At 49.4% G+C, this 18,146-nt stretch carries 24 protein-coding genes; 21 read left to right on the forward strand and 3 right to left on the reverse strand.

Annotation, left to right across the window (positions count from 1 at the left end; genetic code table 11):
- Positions 1-53: 53 nt before the first annotated feature.
- From P378_RS23030 to P378_RS11580, 10 genes are all read left to right on the forward strand, one after another.
- On the forward strand, positions 54-272 hold the full coding sequence (locus P378_RS23030) for a spore germination protein (protein WP_274378713.1): 219 nt from the start codon (positions 54-56) through the stop codon (positions 270-272).
- The gene (locus P378_RS11560) at positions 262-1,371 is read left to right on the forward strand and encodes a GerAB/ArcD/ProY family transporter (protein ID WP_099083349.1); all 1,110 of its coding nucleotides are present in this window, start codon (positions 262-264) and stop codon (positions 1,369-1,371) included. The genes P378_RS23030 and P378_RS11560 overlap by 11 nt, the downstream gene beginning before the upstream one ends.
- Positions 1,358-1,507: a hypothetical protein gene (locus P378_RS21755; protein ID WP_238473151.1), complete on the forward strand. Its 150-nt coding sequence runs from the start codon at positions 1,358-1,360 to the stop codon at positions 1,505-1,507. The genes P378_RS11560 and P378_RS21755 overlap by 14 nt, the downstream gene beginning before the upstream one ends.
- Positions 1,462-2,598, forward strand: coding sequence for a Ger(x)C family spore germination protein (locus tag P378_RS11565; protein ID WP_238473152.1), 1,137 nt, complete (start codon positions 1,462-1,464; stop codon positions 2,596-2,598). The genes P378_RS21755 and P378_RS11565 overlap by 46 nt, the downstream gene beginning before the upstream one ends.
- A gap of 9 nt (positions 2,599-2,607) precedes the next feature.
- The gene (locus P378_RS19620) at positions 2,608-2,781 is read left to right on the forward strand and encodes a hypothetical protein (RefSeq protein ID WP_180261071.1); all 174 of its coding nucleotides are present in this window, start codon (positions 2,608-2,610) and stop codon (positions 2,779-2,781) included.
- 93 nt (positions 2,782-2,874) lie between these two features.
- The gene (locus P378_RS21760; protein WP_238473153.1) at positions 2,875-3,315 is read left to right on the forward strand and encodes a hypothetical protein; all 441 of its coding nucleotides are present in this window, start codon (positions 2,875-2,877) and stop codon (positions 3,313-3,315) included.
- 32 nt (positions 3,316-3,347) lie between these two features.
- The gene (locus tag P378_RS11570; protein ID WP_238473154.1) at positions 3,348-4,346 is read left to right on the forward strand and encodes a HEAT repeat domain-containing protein; all 999 of its coding nucleotides are present in this window, start codon (positions 3,348-3,350) and stop codon (positions 4,344-4,346) included.
- Positions 4,347-4,490: 144 nt separating this feature from the next.
- The gene (trxB, locus tag P378_RS11575) at positions 4,491-5,417 is read left to right on the forward strand and encodes a thioredoxin-disulfide reductase (RefSeq protein ID WP_099083350.1); all 927 of its coding nucleotides are present in this window, start codon (positions 4,491-4,493) and stop codon (positions 5,415-5,417) included.
- A gap of 301 nt (positions 5,418-5,718) precedes the next feature.
- Positions 5,719-5,886: a hypothetical protein gene (locus P378_RS19625; RefSeq protein WP_180261072.1), complete on the forward strand. Its 168-nt coding sequence runs from the start codon at positions 5,719-5,721 to the stop codon at positions 5,884-5,886.
- Positions 5,887-5,919: 33 nt separating this feature from the next.
- The gene (locus P378_RS11580; RefSeq protein ID WP_099083351.1) at positions 5,920-6,273 is read left to right on the forward strand and encodes an ATP-binding protein; all 354 of its coding nucleotides are present in this window, start codon (positions 5,920-5,922) and stop codon (positions 6,271-6,273) included.
- A gap of 177 nt (positions 6,274-6,450) precedes the next feature.
- Here P378_RS11580 and P378_RS11585 read toward each other — a convergent pair whose 3' ends face one another.
- Entirely contained in the window at positions 6,451-6,675 is a 225-nt protein-coding gene (locus tag P378_RS11585) for a DUF1657 domain-containing protein (protein WP_099083352.1), read from the reverse strand.
- A 553-nt stretch (positions 6,676-7,228) separates the two neighbouring features.
- Here P378_RS11585 and P378_RS11590 point away from each other — a divergent pair.
- The 8 genes from P378_RS11590 to P378_RS11625 all read left to right on the forward strand — a co-directional run bounded on the left by P378_RS11590 (position 7,229) and on the right by P378_RS11625 (position 12,619).
- The gene (locus P378_RS11590) at positions 7,229-8,200 is read left to right on the forward strand and encodes a sulfite exporter TauE/SafE family protein (protein ID WP_099083353.1); all 972 of its coding nucleotides are present in this window, start codon (positions 7,229-7,231) and stop codon (positions 8,198-8,200) included.
- Between the two features lie 172 nt (positions 8,201-8,372).
- Positions 8,373-8,750, forward strand: a complete 378-nt coding sequence (locus tag P378_RS11595; protein WP_099083354.1) for a PadR family transcriptional regulator — start codon at positions 8,373-8,375, stop codon at positions 8,748-8,750.
- 2 nt (positions 8,751-8,752) lie between these two features.
- Entirely contained in the window at positions 8,753-9,568 is an 816-nt protein-coding gene (locus P378_RS11600; protein WP_099083369.1) for an extracellular solute-binding protein, read from the forward strand.
- A gap of 374 nt (positions 9,569-9,942) precedes the next feature.
- Positions 9,943-10,434: a hypothetical protein gene (locus tag P378_RS11605; RefSeq protein ID WP_099083355.1), complete on the forward strand. Its 492-nt coding sequence runs from the start codon at positions 9,943-9,945 to the stop codon at positions 10,432-10,434.
- Positions 10,431-10,625 carry a hypothetical protein gene (locus P378_RS11610; protein WP_099083356.1) on the forward strand — a complete coding sequence of 65 codons (195 nt, stop codon included), beginning with the start codon at positions 10,431-10,433 and terminating at the stop codon, positions 10,623-10,625. The genes P378_RS11605 and P378_RS11610 overlap by 4 nt, the downstream gene beginning before the upstream one ends.
- 46 nt (positions 10,626-10,671) lie before the next feature.
- Positions 10,672-11,361, forward strand: coding sequence for a metal-dependent hydrolase (locus P378_RS11615; RefSeq protein ID WP_099083357.1), 690 nt, complete (start codon positions 10,672-10,674; stop codon positions 11,359-11,361).
- A 426-nt stretch (positions 11,362-11,787) separates the two neighbouring features.
- The gene (locus P378_RS11620) at positions 11,788-12,018 is read left to right on the forward strand and encodes a hypothetical protein (RefSeq protein WP_099083358.1); all 231 of its coding nucleotides are present in this window, start codon (positions 11,788-11,790) and stop codon (positions 12,016-12,018) included.
- Positions 11,990-12,619 carry a nucleotidyltransferase family protein gene (locus P378_RS11625; RefSeq protein ID WP_099083359.1) on the forward strand — a complete coding sequence of 210 codons (630 nt, stop codon included), beginning with the start codon at positions 11,990-11,992 and terminating at the stop codon, positions 12,617-12,619. Before P378_RS11620 ends, P378_RS11625 begins: the two co-directional genes overlap by 29 nt.
- Positions 12,620-12,725: 106 nt before the next feature.
- On the opposite strand, the gene P378_RS11630 is transcribed toward P378_RS11625, so the two are convergent.
- Positions 12,726-13,160: a peptidylprolyl isomerase gene (locus P378_RS11630; RefSeq protein WP_099083360.1), complete on the reverse strand. Its 435-nt coding sequence runs from the start codon at positions 13,158-13,160 to the stop codon at positions 12,726-12,728.
- A 474-nt stretch (positions 13,161-13,634) separates the two neighbouring features.
- Positions 13,635-14,069, reverse strand: a complete 435-nt coding sequence (locus P378_RS11635) for a hypothetical protein (RefSeq protein ID WP_238473156.1) — start codon at positions 14,067-14,069, stop codon at positions 13,635-13,637.
- Positions 14,070-14,238: 169 nt separating this feature from the next.
- Between P378_RS11635 and P378_RS21765 the strand changes: the two genes are divergently transcribed.
- The 3 genes from P378_RS21765 (at position 14,239) to pssA (ending at position 17,630) form a co-directional block, all read left to right on the forward strand.
- Entirely contained in the window at positions 14,239-15,846 is a 1,608-nt protein-coding gene (locus tag P378_RS21765; protein WP_238473157.1) for an exonuclease domain-containing protein, read from the forward strand.
- Complete coding sequence (locus tag P378_RS21770; RefSeq protein WP_238473158.1) at positions 15,735-17,033, forward strand: ATP-dependent DNA helicase; 1,299 nt, start codon at positions 15,735-15,737, stop codon at positions 17,031-17,033. Before P378_RS21765 ends, P378_RS21770 begins: the two co-directional genes overlap by 112 nt.
- Before the next feature lie 93 nt (positions 17,034-17,126).
- On the forward strand, positions 17,127-17,630 hold the full coding sequence (gene pssA, locus P378_RS11645) for a CDP-diacylglycerol--serine O-phosphatidyltransferase (RefSeq protein WP_099083361.1): 504 nt from the start codon (positions 17,127-17,129) through the stop codon (positions 17,628-17,630).
- The last annotated feature ends 516 nt before the right edge of the window (positions 17,631-18,146 follow it).

An 18,146-nucleotide genomic window follows, 5' to 3' on the forward strand; every position in this document is an offset into this window, starting at 1 on the left:
GACTGCTGGGGTTTGTGGGCATTGTCTTTGGGCTGTTTATCCAAATGCACATGATGGCTTCACTGAAATCCTTTGGTGTTCCTTATCTGGCGCCCATGTCTCCCACCACCAAAACCTCCGGGGATGTTGCGCTACGGGTATCGGTTTTTTCCTGGGAAAACCGGCCTGATTATATGAATACCCAAAAACAAAAGTTCCAGCCAAACATCGCCCGGGGTTGGGTAAAGAAAGACAGCTTATCACTGAAAGGGAGTAACAAGATTGATCCGTGAGGGCAAAATTGGTTTTGCCGAAGGCTTTGCACTGCTGTTAATATCCAACATTGGAAAAGTATTTCTGTCTGTCCCGTCCAACGCGGTTGAACAGGGTAAGACCATGGCCTGGGCCCTCATTTTGATTGTCATTGTTATCACCCTGCTGGAATTCTGGCTGATCGCCGAATTGATGAAAAATTTCCGGGACCGGACCATCGTGGAGGCCAGTGAGCGGATTTTGGGTCCTTACCTGGGGACAGCCGTCAACCTGTTCTTTGCTTTTTATTTCATTGCGGTCATGGCAGTCCTGCTGAGGTCCTACTCAGAGGCTATCATCACCTCCGCCTTGCCCAGGACCCCCATTTCATTTTTAATTATCACACTGACTGTAGGGTCCATTGTCAGCTGCTGGTACGGCCTGGAAAGCATAGCCCGGGTAGCCCGCCTGTCCATTCCTTTTATTGCCCTGGGCCTGATTATTCTGTGTACCGCAGTTCTTCCCGAGGCAGACCCTAACAATATTTTTCCCCTGTTCAGTGTGGCCCCGGTGGAACTATTCCATCATGCTATTGCCCGTCAGTCCGTGATTACCGAAGGATTGCTGGCAGCTTTGCTCCTGCCGGCCTTCGGGGGCTGGCGCCATTTCCGGCGGGCAGGTCTGCTGGCTGTTGGAACGGGGGGCGGCCTTTTCCTGATTATCGTATTCATCTTGACCCTGGTTTTTGGCGTACAGGTTTCGGAAGAGTTTATGTTACCGGTCTATAACCTCAGCCGCATCATTGAATTCGGTCGCTTTTTCCAGCGTATGGAGTCCGTCTTTCTGCTCATTTGGGCCATGGTGGGTACCATTAAAATGGCGGTCACCCTATACGGCGCTAACCTAGTATTGGCCAGGATTTTTCGGCTGCCGGATTACCGCCCTCTCCTATGGATCACCACTTTGCTCTGTTTTTCTTTAAGTTTATTGCCCGCGGACTTAATGACCGCTCTGATGATCGAAAGCGATATTGTGCGAAGCTATCCCGGCCTGGCAATCACGCTGGGACTACCGTTTTTCCTGCTGGTGGTAGCCAAATTCAGAAAAGCAGGGGGTGAAACACGGGATGAAGCAAAGTAATCTTTATGGCAAACTGCTGGTCTTACTCCTTCTCTGCACCTTTGCCAGCGGCTGCTGGGGCGCCAGGGAGACCGACGAGGTGGCCTGGTGGTGGCGGTGGGTTTTGACAAGGGGAAAACAGAAGCGCTGGAAGTGACCGCCACCGTCGCCAACCCCAGGGCCTTTGCCATGGATGGGGGAGGCGGAAATGCCAAGCCTTTTTTAAATATCAGCGTGGAAGGCCCATCCATTTGGGAATGTTACACCATTTTAAATTCCTTTCTTTCCCGGGAGACCACATTTTCTCATACCCAGGTCTATTTGTTTGGCGAAGAACTGGCCAGGCAGGGGATCGAGGATTATCTCAATGCCTTGATTCGCCAGCGGGAAGTGCGAAGAGACAGTGGCCTGTATGTATGCCGGGGCACCGCCAAAGAATTTATGGACAAAAATAAACCATTGCTGGAGATGTCCGTGGCCAAACAATATCAATTTATGGACAGGATGGCCCAGGTGTCCGGCCTGTTCCATAACCGTAATATCCATGATTACTATTCTACCTATAAAAACCTGCACAGCAGCCCGACCCTGGGCCTGGTAGGTGTTTCCCGCGGCAAGCCGGAGGACGGTAAGCAGGCCGCTGAACCACTGCGGGTTCCCTATGTCGCCGGCGAAGTACCGCGGACAGGGGAAAACAAGGCAGAATATATCGGTGCAGCGATCTTTAACAGGGATAAAATGGTGGGTGAAATAAACGGTGATGAAAATCGCACTCTCATGCTGCTGCGCGGAGATTTTACTGTTTCCAGCTTTACCATCCGTGATCCCAAGCATCCGAATAAAACGGTTGTTTTAAGACTTCGCCAGGGACAACGACCGGATATCAAGTTTAAACAGGAAGAAGGGGTGCTGAAAATCTATCATACGGTTTATTTGGAAGGAGAATTTGTCTCCATCCAGAGCGGGGAACACTACGAAGACCCTGCCAAACAAAAAATTGTGGAAGACGCCTTTGACCGGGGGATGGAAGAATTGGCCAGGGAGCTTATCGATAAGACCAGGGAAAAGGACTGGGGAGATATTTTCAATTACGACAGGTATTACCGAAGGGAGCTCAGTTCCTGGGAACAGTGGGAAAATCTGAACTGGCAAGAAATCTATAACAATGCCGACATCATGGTGGATTTTAAGACAAACATCCGCAGGACGGGCCTAGTAAGGAAAATGGTACCGCCATACAAGGAGTAGAGGTTACTGATGGACTATTTATTATCGCTGATCCCCCTCCTAATTGGCTTTTATACGCTGTCCTTCGCTGCCTGGTTGTGGAAGCAAAAGAACAGGCGGGGGGCCGCCGGAACCTTTTTGTTGACGGTTGTGACCGTGGCGGTTACCTTTTATGCCATTTTCTTCAGACAACCCTTTGAGTAAATTGTATATAGATTAAAAACCAAGTTAAAAAGGATATGAAAGCCTTCATGTGGAATAAATACCCTGGGATTTTTACGGGGGATGTGATTTGCCTTGGATATTAAAGTACAGCCCAGGCCCTTTGACGGTGAAAGGGATTTGGCCCTAGGGTTGGAAAAAATGTTTACCGAGGAATGGGGCGGGCCAAAAAGCGCCCTGGCCCTGGCATACCTGCGGGATACCGTGATTCCGGACTTAATTTACTGCCTGAAAAAAAACTGGCATTTTCTTGATAATCCGACCTTTCGGGAGATTCTGGCGTCCAAACTGAACACCCAGTTTGCGTACCCGCCGGCCTTTGCCGAAGGGCTGGCCGGGGATGTCCTGGCCCGGGCCAAGGGTGTGCTGGGTGTCAGCCCGGTGGCCAACAACCACCCCTGGCAGCCCTGGGAGATTATTCTCCGCATGTTTACCATTGGCTACCGCTTGCCGGAGATTGTACAGAAGACCGGTTATTCGGAAGCTACCTGGATATATTTCGTAAGAAATATTTAAAACTGCAGGAGGTCGCGGAGGTCCTGGGCAATGTGAATGAAGAGCAACTGATGGCTCACCGGGAACTGGCCGGCGCCGGGGTACATTTGGTCCGGTTTATGGCGGATTTTCGCAACCGGTTTACAGTCTTTAAAAACTACTATGAGCGCCTGCAGGCGGAGCAAATCATCATGGACGTGGAACTGGAACTGGACCCCGATTGCCTGATCCGGCTTTTTGAGGGACTGTTCCAAGTGGAAAAGCAGGTCAGCCCCGCCCGTTTTGCCGATATTTTAAAGGGAGCCAAAACCGCTTGGTTAACCGGTGAGAGTTATTTCACCAAAACCACCGGCTATGGCCTGTTGGCCGACTGGCCCAAAAAGCAGATCTCCACCCTGCTGGACCGTTTGCTGGAAAGCAATCTGATCATCCACGATGCCGGGCATGACAGCGCCCTGAGCCTTTCGGAACAGGCCGCCAGGCTCATCGTGCCGCTGGTGGTGCCGGCTCTGGCCGATGAAGTGCAGGCCATCCTGCGCAGCAAAGCCAGGGACAAAATATCCCGCAGTACCGCCGTGTTACAAGGAAAAAACCCGGAGGTTACAGTTCATATCATCCGTGAACTGGTGCGCCGGGGAGACACCACTGTGGTGTTGTGCTTTAAAGCCCTGCAGCGGCGGGTGCCGAAAAAGGTTTTTTTACAGATTGTCTGGGCCTGCGGCCAACTGGGCGGCAAGGACGCCGTTAACCTGTTAAGTAAAACCATTTTGGACCGGGACAGTTTGGTAAGAGTTCGTACCTGCCAGGCCATGGGTCAAATGGCGGACCCATCCTTTTATTTTGCACTGATTAATTCCCTGGATGACCCGGTGGCCATGGTGAGAGAACAGTCGGCCCTGGCGCTAGGCAAGTTAAAAATGCCCAGCGCCCTCAAGCATATGGAACGCATCATGGAAAATCCCGCCGAAGAACCCCAGGTACTGCGGGCAGCCAGGGAAACCAGGGCCATTTTATTAAAAGAAAAGGAGTTAAGGGAAAACGAAAGTTTATAAAAAGGTTCGAGGTCCGGGCGGGCCTTGTATTTTTGTTTTTTCACTGCAGCCTTGACGGAGTATTTTGTCAAATGAGATAATAAATTTCATAGTATACTTCTAGAGTTGATCAGTTTATTTTGATACTTGTTGGAGGTGCTTCTTTTGCAGGAGAAAGAACTTGTAATTATCGGCGGGGGTCCTGCCGGGTACGCCGCCGGATTATATGCGGCCAGGGCGGACATCAATGCTGTCCTCTTTGAGAGAGGAATGCCCGGCGGGCAGGCGGCATCCACCGAATGGATTGAAAACTACCCCGGTTTTCCCGGCGGTATTGGCGGTCTCGACCTGGCGTTAAAAATGGATGAACAGGCCCGTTCCTTTGGTCTGGAAATTGTGAATGCGGACGTGGAGAAGCTGGAACGCCAAGGGGACGTGTTTGTTGTCCATACCGGCCAGGAACCCATCAAGACCAAAGCGGTCATTCTGGCCACCGGTGCCAAGCCGCAGTTTTTAGGTGTAGAGGGAGAAAGCAAGTTCCATGGCCGTGGTGTTTCCTACTGCGCCACCTGTGACGGTGCCTTTTTCCGAGATAAAACCGTAGCGGTGGTGGGGGGCGGCGATGCTGCCGTGGAGGAAGCTTTGTTTTTAACCAAGTTTGCCGGCAAGGTTTATATTATCCACCGGCGCAGTGAATTAAGGGCCACCAAGCTGATTCAAAAACGGGCCATGGCCAACCCCAAGATTGACTTTCTGTGGTACTCGGTGGTGGACCGGGTGCTGGGTGAAGATAAAGTAGATGCCGTTCGGATTAAGGATGTCCGCACCGGGGAAATGAAGGATGTGCCGGTGGACGGCGTGTTTGTTTATGTGGGTACCAGGGCCAATTCAGATTTGGTGAAGGATCTGGTGGAGAGCGATGCCCGGGGCTACATTATAGCCAATGAAAAAATGGAAACCGGTATTCCCGGCCTGTATGTGGCCGGCGACATCCGGCAAAAACCCCTGCGCCAGGTGGTAACCGCCGTGGCTGACGGCGCGGTGGCGGCCATGGAAGTGGAGAAATATCTGGCCTCGGTACATGGTACTTAAGTTATTAAGTTATTTTGTATGGGTAGAAAAACAAATTTCGCCCTAATAGTTATCCACAGCTTACAAAAGCAATTTTCTAAACAAAAAAAAGCTGTATCTGGGTCAGATACAGCGAGAAAGGGAGAGGAGATTAGGTTGAGATTTCAACCTACTTTCGGTAGTATCCCCAAATTAGCGAAAAATATATGGATCTGACGGGATAAATAACAGGTTTTTTGCAGAAAAGGTTGTTGACCATCGTGAGTCAACAACCTTTTTTGTTTCGATGAATACGGTAGGACACTGCGATCCCTGTCAAAACATGTCACGGCAATCCTGGGAGACGGTAGGTTCAGGCTGCTGGTGGAAACAGCAGGCGGTACGGGAAAGAAAACAGCTGGCTGAGACGCTGCTGGAATTGGAGAAGTTAATACACTGGCCGAGAAGGAACAGGAGCAGGCCGAACTGGCGGCACAACGGCAGCAAGTAAAGGATAAACTGAAACATTTAAGAGGTAGTTTATATGAACAACGGCTGCGGGCCTGCCAGGAGTCCCCTGATTATCGACCAGCCCGAGGACCATTTGGATAACTCCTATATCTTTCATACCGTGGTGCCGTCCCTGAAAAAAGTGAAAACCGGACGTCAAATGATTTTCGCCACCCACAATCCAAACATCCCGGTCAACGGCGAAGCGGAAAACAACCTGGTCCTGACGGCGGACGGCTGCCGCGGCAGGGTGGCCCTGCAGGGCGACTTGAACAACCGGCAGGTAAAAGATGCCTTGAACTGGCTGCGGCAGTGGCAGTGGCCCGGTACAGAAGCACCCGGCGCCAGCATTACATTAAAAGCAAGCGTTCCCGGGGTTACCGGCTAAACCTTGATCATGTGCAAATACGAGCATAACCCTCTTAGAGTGGAAACGGTCTAAATTCCCGTGTCAGTCATACATGGTTTCAGGATTTTGCAATTGAATATCATAAAACTTTATCACTGCAGCGATGCTGTGAACAGCAAACCGGGGATGGTTTTAAAAACCATCCCCGGTTTGCTGTTACTGCTGTTGTTGGGGCTGTGCTACTTTGTACTGGGGTTCCTCTTGTTCAATGTAATTAACACGGTCCCGTAAGGTTTGGCAGATTGTCTCCACCTGGCCGGTTAAATCATTAAACATTTGTTTGGCGGTTTGGTCCTGGGTGTCCAGGGCAAAGGTCTTTAAATTTGCAGCAGCTCCTTCAAGACTGGCCAGGGTTTGGTGCATTTTCGAACCAACAGTCATTATTTACTACCTCCATTTATTTAATTTAAATGTCATAACTATAATGACCAAAATAAACTTTGTTAAACGAAGTATTTTTTTCAATGTTTACAACAGAACAGATTGGGCTCACCCTGTGTTACCCCCAGAACCCATGTACACCGGTATGGGACCAGAACCAGTTTTGACGTGGGTCACACGCACGGACTTTCAGGCGTCACCATCCCACCATTAACCCTGGCCCTGATCATGTACACACGCTGGAGGGAGTAACTACCTTTATAACCAATCGGTTTTAAAAAAGTAAACAGCGCTTATCTCCCCTGGTTGAGGCGGGGGATTTGCTCTTTTAGGGCAATGGCCATAGCCAAAACATTAAAATGGGGAACATTTGAACAGTCTCCCTGGGATTAACTGATGGATATTGTTTTATTTTTTCTCTCAAGCAGGTTGCATCATTTTGCAGTAAATTTATTATTAACCAATACTATATGCGGCGTGCACTTATAGAGCGAGGTGATGGGCCATAATCTGGTTGATTTGTTATTAAATAATGTAGGAGAGGAGCGATTTTATGCATTTTCCTGTATCCGGTGTAGATGTTCTGCCCTTTATACCACCACTGGTGGCGTTTTTGGTTTCCTCCATAACGGCGTCCGCCGGTGTTTCCGGGGCCTTTTTGCTTTTGCCCTTTCAGGTGAGCGTCTTGCACTACACCAGCCCCTCTGTGAGTCCCACCAACCTGATTTACAACATTATCGCTATTCCCGGAGGATTATACCGCTATATTAAAGAAGGCCGCATGGCCTGGCCGTTGACCTGGGCGGTGGTGATCGGCACGCTGCCCGGTGTATTCTTCGGTGCCTGGATCAGAATTACGTATTTGCCCGATCCGAAATCCTTTAAGCTGTTTGTAGGTGTTGTTCTGCTGTACCTTGGTTACCGCCTCCTTTCCGAGGTGGCAGGCTGGAATAAAAAGATGAAAGAACAAAACAAAATCATGCAGAAGAAGTTTTCCGAGCAAGTGGCCAAACTGAAAGAAGAAAACTACAACCGCATGGCCGCTGGGCTGCCGCCGGAAGCGGTGGTAAAGAACAAGTCCGTATCCCTTAAGAAGATTGAGTACGAATTCTGGGGAGATACCTATTCCTTCAGCACCATGGCAATCATTACGCTGGCCCTGGCTGTAGGACTCATTGGCGGTATTTACGGCATCGGCGGCGGGGCCATTATCTCACCCTTCTGCGTGGCTGTTTTAGGACTGCCGATCTACACCGTCGCCGGGGCTGCCCTGGCCGAAACCTTTATTACTTCCATTGCCGGTGTGATCTACTACCACATCCTGGCCACCACTGCCATCGCCAGTAATGCCGCTGTGGCTCCGGACTGGATGCTGGGTGCGCTGTTCGGTGTCGGGGGTCTGCTGGGGACCTATGTGGGCGCTCGTATTCAAAAATTCCTGCCTGACAGGATCATTAAAGGCATTCTTTGCGTGCTAATTCTGTTCCTGGCCTTTAATTACATCATCCAGTTTTTCATCAAATAAAGCCGGTTAACCACGGAATACCGACTTCGGTTGTGTTGCCGCACAGGAGGGATTTAGTTTCTTGACGAACTCCCGTAAACTGAGGTAGTATGTCTAAAAACCTGAGTGTATTTGGTTATAACCACTGGATGAAGCAGCTTACAAGAGAAACAAAGATTCGAGGTGAATTTGGGTGAAGGAAGATCATCAGAACCCTGCCTATGCCTACATTAACGGCCGGCTTGATAAAATGCTGGTGCCGACCCTGTTATTCTTTCTTTCCCAAAGACCTTCCCATGGGTACGAATTAATCCAAAAGATTAATGAATCAGGCTTCTCCGAGGTGGAGGCTGACCCGGCCACCATCTACCGCAACCTGCGCCGGATGGAGGAGGACGGTTTGGTCATCTCCAAATGGGAGACCGAGCAGGCGGGACCCGCCAGGCGGGCCTATGCCCTAACACCGGAGGGGGAAAAAGCGCTGGCCTACTGTGTGGAATTACTCACCGATAAGGTGAATAAGCTGAAGGCCTTTTTAGAGGAATGCAACCGGGGGTGGAAGTGGGAGTGAAGGTGAACCAGACGCTCAAGATATTGCATGCCGGCGCCCTGCGCATGCCGGTGGTCGAGTGTGCCAAGCTCTTGAAGGAGACCCACCCTGAGTGGGAAATCACTTTAGAGTCCTTCGGCTCCCGGGCCTGTGCCAGGCAGATCCGGGGAGGTAAGGTCGTAGATATACTGGCCCTGGCAGACCCCATGCTCTTTGATGAACTGCTGGTACCCGAATATGTGGACAAGTATTACATCTTTGCCAACGACCAAATCGTGCTGGCCTATAACGAATTTTCCAGGGGAGGTGGAGAAATCACCGCAGAGAACTGGTATAACATTTTATTTCAGGAGGGTGTCACTTTTGGCCGGTCTGACCACAACCTGGACCCCTGCGGCTACCGGACCCTTATGGTGTGGCAGCTGGCGGAGAAGTATTACCGGCAGGAGGGTCTTTTCAAGAGGTTAGATAAGAAATGTTCCAAAGAGTTCATTTACCCCAAGTCCTACGACCTGGCCTCGGAAGTTCTGGTGGGGAAATTGGACTATGCCTTTTCGTACCTGTGCGTTGCCAACCAGTTCGGCCTGCGGCACCTGTACCTGCCGGAGAAAATAAATCTCTCCAACCCGGCCCACGCCAGGGAGTACCGTCAGGCTTCCGTCAGCCTGCAGGGGAAAAATTCCGGCGAGATGGTTTGCGTTACCGGAGCACCCATTGAATTTGCCATTGCCATTCCCAAAAACGCAGAGAACCCGGATATGGCCGGTACCTTTTTGGACTTAATTCTTGGCAAAAAGGGCCAGCAGTTACTGGAAGACTGCGGCCTGATCCCTTATTAAAGGCTTTTAACTGAATTACCACAGCAAACGGCCCGCCTTATCAGGCGGGTTTTTAATTGTTTTACAGGCAGTTCAGCAAACTTCTTTAAAAAGCATTGCTGTTATTAATGTTATATGTTATATGTTTTTTATAAAATAAGTGCATTGTGCAAATAATATTTCTTGAAATGTCCAACAATATATTCAGCAATGGAAAACGTATTTTCATTCTCTTGATGGTCATAACCCTGGTCCTATTTTTAGATATGGTTTTATAAAGCATAATGGATTCTACTGCAATAACCCCCGAAATTTCTGGAAACCCCACCCCCAAAAGTAGGAACTAAAGGCATGAATATCGAATTACATTAAAGAGATAAGAAGAAATCAGACGATTGAAAGATATAATTCAATATCCTCCCGAGATACTTTCAGAAGACTTGAAGCATGTGCTTGAATCGACCTATAAAACAGATGTTCTTTACCGTTCTAAGGGTAGTGAAGCTTTAAACCGCCTGCAGGAATTGCTCCGTTTGTGTGCACAGTTGCTGAATATCACCAAGTCTTATCCAGACATTCATAAGAGCAACGCAGTCTGTCTCGTTCAGCGGTTTTTAGAAGAACAGGCTACCTGCGACAGCGAAGGGAAATGGACAGCCAAAGAAAACAAAGACATTACGGCTGATTCACTGCAATCAGCCTATGATCCGGACGCAACCTACCGCAAAAAGCCGGCAAAGGGAATACCGGATATGTGGTTAATCTCACAGAAACCTGTGCCGATGAGAACCCCGTCCAGATCATTACTGATTATGCTGTGGATAAAAACACTGTCGATGATACACAGATGCTCAAAAACCGCCTCCCGGTTATCCAGGAGAAAATGAAAATCACCGATCTATATGTTGATGGCGGCTATTACAGCGAAGAAGTAGAGTTAAAAGCACAAGATAGCGGAACCACTGTGTACTATACGGACATGACCGGAAAGAAGCCTGCTTCTAACAAAATTCCGCTGACATCATTCACGATAAAAGATAACAAAATTATCGTTTCTTGTCCCGACTGTATCATCTAAGATTGTTGAATTCAACATCCGGCACCATCTTATAGGAGTTGATACCATGCGTCTTACGTTCTTGGGTCATGCCGCTTTTTTACTGGAGGCGGAGGGGGTGACCATCGCCATTGACCCCTTTATTACCGGCAACCCGGCGGCTCCTGCCGGTGTGAACATCAAGGCCGATTACATTCTGGTCAGCCACGGGCACGGGGATCACGCCGGGGATGCCCTGGCGCTGGCGAAACAATCCGGCGGCACTGTTGTTTCGGTCTATGAACTGGCCAATTACTGCGCACGCCAGGGGGCTAAGGTCCATCCCATGCATATCGGAGGAGCCCATAATTTCGGGACCTTTAAAGTGAAACTGACCCAGGCTCTGCACGGCAGTTCCGCTGGCGGGGCTGACGGTCCCGCCGAATACCTGGGGAACCCCTGCGGGTTTCTCATTACCGTTGGCGATAAAACCGTCTACCATGCGGGAGATACCGGTTTGTTCGGCGATATGGCATTGCTGGGTCGTTTAAACACCATCAATGTGGTCCTGCTGCCCATCGGGGACAACTTTACCATGGGACCGGCGGATGCCCTGGAGGCCGTAAAAATGTTGAATCCCCAGCAGGTGGTTCCCATGCACTACAACACCTGGCCCCTCATTGCCCAGGACCCCGGGGCCTTTAAGAAAGCCGTTGAAGAGCAAACCCTCGCCAGGGTAACCATCCTGCAGCCGGGGGAAACTTTGACCATAGAGTAAAAACAAGCCTGCGCAGACTTACCTGCCAGGCTTGTTTTTCTCCGGATATTAACATTCTAATTATGTCATATAGGTAAATTAATAAATGTTGCTATGGTTATTTTCCTTCGAAAGAGGTTATTACCCAGTTCATTCGGCACAACAATCAAGTTTGGATTTATACAGCCAAGTATACCAGCCTGTTCCGGTCCAATATAATCAGATGCAATAAAACAAAATAGCGAACTCTGTATATGTTCAAATATGTAAAAAGCCCAAGTCTCTCAAATGCATGGTGAAAACCGTGCATTTTTCTTGTTATAGAAGCATTCTTAAAAATAAGAGGATCCCATGAAGCGGAGGAACATTGATACTGGTGGGATATATTGCCAAATTGGTTTTGTTTTTTGTTTTTAATGGTATATAATAAATGTAGGGTGATCGTTTATGAAACGCGCAAACATTGACGAACTAGTAAATAAAGGCAAAAAAAAGAAAACATTAAAAATACAACTTTCAACCTGTACCCGTCTGCCTAAAGAGGAACGGGTAAATAGAAAAGAAAGAGATCCCGCAGAGATAAACTTGTTAGCCAGATCCATCATGGACAAAGTAAAACGCTATCAAAGCGAAGGGATTTTGATAAAGAATGGTAGGAGTTGGAGATTTTATTTCTGAGGCTGATGTACAACTTATTAAAGAGAAGATAGCCGGCGTTCAAGAACAGCCAATGGAAACATTCCAGAGAAACATTAAGGTCATCAGCTATCTTACATACCTTCTGGAAAAAATGGGTATCCGGCCAATTATTGTTGGCGGCCATGCAGTAGAGATTTACACCCTTGGTCACTATACCACAGTTGATGTAGATTTAGTCGTAAGTGGCCGTGAATTTGCCCAGGAAATTCTTACTCTTTTAGGTTTTAAAAAGTCGCAAGGCAACAGGCACTGGTATCATGAAGATTTAGGACTCCCAATAGAAATACCGGACGATGCCCTGGCCGGCTCACTTGACAGGATCATGCAAGTCACTGTGGAAGAAGGTTATCACGTTTATGTTATTGGCATCGAAGATTTGATTCTTGACCGGGTCAGAGCGGCAGTGTATTGGAAATCTTCAGCAGATCGGGAATGGGCCTTTCTTTTAATAAGATCACAAATGGAGGAAATTGATTTTAATTACCTGGAAAAAGAAGCTAAGAAGGAACCAGACCCAACTATAATCGAGTTGATCGGGAAATTAAAGAAATCCGCTGAAAGCATTATAATTGATGAATAACATAAGTACGCAGCTCGTGCCGAGTTGCGTATTTTAAAGAAAATACACACATAAAGAAAGCCATAAAAATCCAGCTCATGATGAAGCTGGATTTCTTGTTGCTATACTATACTTCCCAAACCTTTACTTCTTTCATCTTATCGCCGGGCTTAATCTGATCTACATATTCCATACCTTCAACCACTTTCCCGAAGACCGTATGTACGCCGTCCAGGTGGGGGAAAGCATCAAAACAAATGAAGAACTGGCTGCCGCCGGTGTCTTTGCCGGCATGGGCCATGGATAAGGCGCCTCTCTGGTGCTTGTGCGGGTTGCCCTTGGTTTCACACTTGATGGTATAACCGGGACCACCGGTGCCGGTGCCGTAGGGACATCCGCCCTGAGCCACAAAGCCGGGGATCACCCGGTGGAAGTTCAGTCCGTTGTAAAACCCTTCGTTGGCTAATTTTTCAAAGTTGGCCACGGTGCCGGGGGCTGCTTCATAAAAAAATTCAATTACGATTTTGCCGCCGTTTTCCAGTTCAATACTGCCCTTCTTCAAAAGAATACCCTCCTTAAAATGAACTCCAATTTATTCTACTACAGAAACCATTCCCAGGCAAATTATGACACCAATTCAAGTGAATTCAAGTGGGGACGGTTCTTGACTTGAATTCCAACCTGTCAAATTCAAGTCAAGTCGAGTAGATGTGGGCCTCTCGGGTTTTAAGAGACGCTTTGTTTTCCCTGTTTCTCCCCGTTTCCTCTGGGAGTGTCCCATTATTTGCTCCATGACCTGATTGGCCGCATACCCCTCACAAAACCGGACGTGCCCTATTTAGGTATCCGGCTCTTCATATCACCATTTACAGAATGTAGCATATGTGTAGTCTTAGGTCGTAGATGTTTATACTATTGTGTGGTCGGGGTATTGGATATGCTTTCAGGAATAATGTAAACTTACGCCAGTCAAAACTTTTCCGTTGACTGCGCCGGTTCAGCCATTTAAAGATAAATTTCTGTGTTCCAAGACTCGCTATGAGTGGTTGGCTAAACCTTTCTCAGTGGGATTCCCACCCACTATACGATGCGCCCTTTGCTCGGCGCACGAACCGTCCCCGACTTGAATTTGGTTTATTTTCATTTGGTTTACAGCAGAACGCCAGTTTGCGGCATCTCTGAGCTTGTCCAGCAATTCCGGGTACTCGGGGTGGGTGGCAGCATCCTTTAGGAGTTCACCTAGCTGCAGGGTTTCCTGAACCCAGCGGGAGCGGGGGAGGCTGCCGGTCAGTTCCGCCAGTCCCAAATCTTCCCGGGTCTTATACCATAATAAAACCAGCGGGTGTAGGTCCGGCGCACCTTCGGGGTTCCAGCCGTCAATTTTATGGACTTCTTTTTTAATGAGGGCCGGTCCCAGGGCCCCTTCCAACCGGCCCAGGGCTTCGCCGAGCCGGGCTGTTTCATCTTGCATGGCAGAATGCCTCCCTTTTGCCAAGTCAATTCAGCCTAATTATAACAAATTTTATCGGAGAACTTTCCTATCATCTGCACCTTGGGTATAATTATTTTGTTTCAGGCAGGAACTCGGATTCCATCAATAGAAGAAGGTTTTTAGCAGATGTATGGGGGTATTTAAAGGGATGTTAACCTTTGTGGCATTGGACCTGGAAACCACCGGTCTGAACTGCTGGAGTGACGAGATTATTGAAATTGGACTGGTTAAAGTCATTGACGGCCAGGAAGTGGAACGCTTTCAATCCCTGGTTCGTACCGAGAGTCCGCTGCCGGTAAAAATAAAGCACCTGACCGGTCTGAAGGATGAAGATTTTAGCGGGGCCCCGGTATTGGGCGAAATTTTGCCCGGGGTTTTATCGTTTATTGCCGATTTCCCTCTGGTGGGACATAATATCAAGTTTGACCGTGACTTTTTAGCCGCTGCGGCCAGGCGTCCCCTTGCTAACGACCTTTATGATACCCTGGAACTGGCCAAATATTTACTGCCTTCAGCCGCCAATCACCGGCTGGGTGAATTGTGTAAATCCCTTGACGTCGTCATCGAACAACAGCACCGGGCACTGGATGACGCCCTTGGCGCCGCCCGGCTGCTGGTAGCTCTGGTAAATCGTTTGGAAAAGTATGAAGTGGATTTCGTCTGGCAGTTAAGCCGGTTGCTCAAACAGGCAGGTTCCGCCTGGTACCCGGTTTTAGAGGACGTAAGCGCAAAGATTATCAAACAGTTTCCTGACCGGAAAATTACCCAACGGGTGCCGGGTGCCTCCATGGAAGAGGGTCCCCCTAAGGACCGGCCCCGGCAGGAAAAAAAGAGCATCTCCCTGGAGGAATGCATGGCAGTCCTGGGGCCGGAGGGCGCCCTGGCAGCCACGCTGCCAAGATTCCAGTACCGTGCCCAGCAGTGTGATATGGTGGACCATGTGGTAAAGGGTTTTAATGAGAATAAAATTGTGCTGGTGGAGGCCGGGACCGGCACCGGCAAATCCCTGGCCTACCTGGTGCCGGCCATCCGGTGGGCCAGCCGGAACGATGAACGGGTTCTCATCACCACCCACACCATTACGCTGCAGGAGCAGCTGTGGAACAAGGACATACCCCTGTTGGCCAACCTGCCGGACTTCGAGTTCCGGGCCGCTTTGATGAAGGGACGGAGCAATTATTTATGTCTCCGCCGCTGGTCATCTTTAATGGCCGAGGCCCATCACACACCGGAGGAAGCCCAATTCCTGGCCAAAATCTTGGTCTGGCTGCAGGAAACCGTCACCGGAGACCGCAGCGAGCTCGCTGTCTCCTACCAGGAATTGGAACACTGGACCGGTGTATGTTGCGAAAGTGACGGCTGCCTGGGCAACCGCTGCCGCTATTTTAAAGACCGGTGTTTTTTTATGGCGGCCCGGCGCAGGGCAGAGAGGGCGGATATCGTCATTGTCAACCATTCCCTGCTGCTGAGCGATGCCAACGCCGATAATATGGTCCTGCCCGGCTACGGTCCTCTCATTATCGATGAGGCCCATCACCTGGAGGGCTGTGCCACCGAGCATCTGGCAGAATTACCGGTCGCCTGGATGTGTTCCGCTGGCTGTCGGTGGCCGGAAAACAGCTCGGCAAACTGGACAATTTTACTATGGCCTATGATCAAGGCGGGTGGCAAAATCTTATCAGCCAGTCCTCTGAAACAAGACAGAGGTGCAGGGAAGCCGCCGTCACATTCTTTGAAATGGTATCCCGTTGGATAGAAAAAAGCGCGGGGAGCGGTGAAGGGCGCTATTCCCTGAGGTTTGGCCCGGCAGAGAATTTGGACGGGCTTCCCGGTTTGCCGGTAGCGGTGGATTCCGAGTTGGATAACCTGCTGGTCAACCTGCGCACCCTGTGCCAGTTGATGGTAAAAGTGGGGGACCGGCTGGCGGAGGGAGCCGCATTTGCAGAAGACGTGCCGGGAATTGCCAAGGACCTGGTTTCCTGGGCCTCCCTGGGGCAGGAAATGGCCCATAACCTGGAATGGATCTGCCGCCACCATGAAGAGGACACCGTTTACTGGGTGGAGGGAGGAGCCGACCAGCCGGAAGTAATTCTACGCGCCGCCCCCATTGATGTGGGGCCGCTGCTGCAGGCCAAATTGTTTGCTGAACCTCGCCCGGTGATTTTGACCTCTGCCACTATGACGGTGGACGGAAATTTTATACATTTTATCAAAAGCATTGGATTAGATTTACTTCCCGCAAATACTATGCTTGAAAAGCAGTTGGATTCCCCCTTTAACTATGGAGAGCAGGCCCTGCTATGCGCGGCCAGGGATATCCCACAACCCGGACAAATGGGTGACAGCCCCTATCACGATGAACTGGCCAGAGCTATTTATAATATTTCGCTGGCCGCCGAGGGCCGTACCCTGGTGCTTTTTACCTCCCACCGCTCCCTGAGGGAAGTCTACCACCGGTTAAAGGATCATTACGAAAACGAAGACATATGTTTGCTGGGACATGAATTGGACGGCAGCCGGAGGCGCCTGGTGGAACAGTTTATGGAGGGAAAACGCACGGTGCTTTTTGGCGCGGCCAGTTTCTGGGAAGGAGTGGACATCCCGGGAGACGCCTTGTCCTGTGTCATTATTGTCAAACTGCCCTTTGCACCGCCGAACCACCCGGTGCTGGAAGCCAGGCTGCAGAAAATTGCCCGGCAGGGAAGAAACGGCTTTCAGGATTACCAAATTCCCCAGGCGGTGATCAAGTTTAAACAGGGCTTTGGCCGGTTGATCCGGGACTCCCGGGACAGGGGAGTTGTGGTGATCCTGGACGGCCGGTTGGTGGAGAAAAAGTACGGCTTAAAATTTTTCAATTCCCTGCCTCTGGCAGAACATTTCCGAGGCAGTTGGCAGCAGATTGTACCGAAAGTAAAATTTTGGTTGACAGGCCGGCAAGAATAATTTGGCATACCTCTTTCGCTTCAGTCAAGGGGATGCTAAAATAAAGTAATGCGGAATGTTTCTGTTGCAAATACCATAACGGGGAGGTTCCCGATGAAGGGTGAACACATACCCAGTTTATTTACGCTGGGAAACTTGTTATTTGGAGTTTTTGCTCTGGTGCTGGCACTGGATCAAGAATACATTCAGGGAGGCTTAATGATCCTGCTGGCGGGAGTGATGGATTACCTGGACGGCAAGGTAGCCAGAAAACTCCGGGTAACCTCTGATTTTGGCAAGGAATTGGATTCCCTGGCGGATCTTGTTTCCTTTGGTGTGGCGCCGGCCATACTGGCCTATTCGCTGCAGTTATCCGATTGGGGCTATTTGGGATTGGCCATCGCCCTGGCCTTTGTCATGTGCGGCGCTTTACGACTGGCCCGTTTTAATGTAACGAACTTTAGCGGAAGTTTTATGGGGGTCCCCATTACGGTAGCCGGCGGCATCGTGGCCCTTTTAATTATTTACCTGGGAAACCTGCCGGTGTTGGTTCTCCCCATGGCCATGCTGTTGCTGTCCTATTTGATGATCAGTAAAATTAAGGTGCCAAAGTTCTGACAAAACTTCGATCCAGTGGTATTTTTTTCTCTTAGCCGTCATATTGTTACACAGATGCACAAATCCAACCCCACCCAAATAATATAAAAAGGAATTCAAATTTCATGAGGGGTGATCGGAATGCGCGTGTATTTTGTACGGCTTCCCAATTTTATACGCACGATCTTGTTAAAAATCTGGAATTAGTTTCAAGGCAGGCCTCTGGCTTGCCTTGAACATTTTATGAGGTAGTTTTGTTTCAATGGTTAAATTATTCTTACGAAAAAGTTGTTCAGGCAGGATTCGCAATTATTGCGTCGTACTTGCAGTATATAACAAATTTACCAAGCATAATATGAATTAAGTTGTCAAGGTATTGACACTTTGGAAATAAATAACAGCTCCCCTTGTTATCCTAAAATGTTCTTGGTGAGCCCCAGAGGTTAACTTAAATTAAAGTGGCGCCGAAGGGAAGTCTTGACGGACGGGGTCCCCGCGTGTGGTACAATCGAGTAACCGGCGGGGCGCAATCTGTTA

The organism is Desulforamulus profundi, assembly GCF_002607855.1.